Genomic DNA, 1,014 nt, shown 5'->3' on the forward strand with positions numbered 1-1,014 from the left:
GATAGTGGCATTTCCTTCCATCCGTTTGTCCCGCAGACTTGTTGGCGGATGAAAATCCGATGAATTGATGAGTTGACAGGATAATAAACTGATAACCAAAATGATATATGTTCATCATCGTTTCATCAAACCACTCGCCCCAAAAAAGTAATGTAGAGTGCGGTGTGTCCTTTCTTTTTTCATCAGCCCGATTCTCTTGTTGAAAGGTTGATGAAGACGTAAGTTGCTGTTTCTCTTTATGTTTATATATACTTTCATCATCTCATCAAAATATCAGAATTTTTCCAGCTGTGTTTTGTTTACCGTGTAGTAACGTCCTATTCCCCTCTATAGGTGAATAATGACAATCCCGATTTACAATCCTGTAGAGAGTTGTACCTACGCAAATGATTTTTTTCTTCATGTTCTTGATACAGGTTTTAGTGCTGCCTACATTCTGTCGGCAACGGGTTAAACATGGTTGCAAATCTACGGAAGTGTCGGTAAAATCTTGATACGCAAATCTATGCAGAACGGCGCAAAATAGGTCATGCCAAAAGAAAATGCAGTATGAACGGGTTGCTCTTTCAGGTAAAAGGAGATAAAAAAGCCCGAAGTCGTGGAATATGCACTTCTTCGGGGACTGGTTGTTGCAGATAATTACAGATTGACTGACGCACTGATTTACAGATTTAATGACTTCATGTCGTCACTACGTCAGATTAAACCGTTAATCATCAAATGGCTGAACATTAAAACTCCATTCTAACATTCATACGGCATCCTGTTATTCACTGACACCAGCAGGACTTGTTTTTCTTTTCGTCGGCACAATCTTTCCAGCAGTGCATTGCGAACCGTTGCGGCACCTGACGTGTCAATGCGAAAAGCGAGTGCCACCACCATCGGCAAGGCATACATGTCCGCATAATAGCCGTTGGGCAGCTTGATACGTTTTTCAGCTTCAAGAGGATTCAAAACTCCACACTTGTACACGGCACGAATGGCGGCACGGAGCGTCGGGGCGATTACCCC

Annotated in this window: 2 protein-coding genes; one reads left to right on the plus strand and one right to left on the minus strand. The window is 42.4% G+C overall.

What is annotated here, in order from left to right; genetic code table 11:
- Positions 1-598: 598 nt before the first annotated feature.
- The gene (locus tag I6E24_RS16395; RefSeq protein WP_235329769.1) at positions 599-748 is read left to right on the plus strand and encodes a hypothetical protein; all 150 of its coding nucleotides are present in this window, start codon (positions 599-601) and stop codon (positions 746-748) included.
- Here the strand turns inward: I6E24_RS16395 and I6E24_RS16400 are convergent.
- The coding region (locus I6E24_RS16400) for a hypothetical protein (protein ID WP_235329771.1) at positions 745-1,014 on the minus strand (270 nt) is incomplete at its 5' end. The two genes, I6E24_RS16395 and I6E24_RS16400, sit on opposite strands and share 4 nt — an antisense overlap.

Origin of the sequence: Bacteroides caecigallinarum, from assembly GCF_021530995.1 — a bacterium.
Classification (GTDB): Bacteria; Bacteroidota; Bacteroidia; order Bacteroidales; family Bacteroidaceae; genus Phocaeicola; species Phocaeicola faecigallinarum.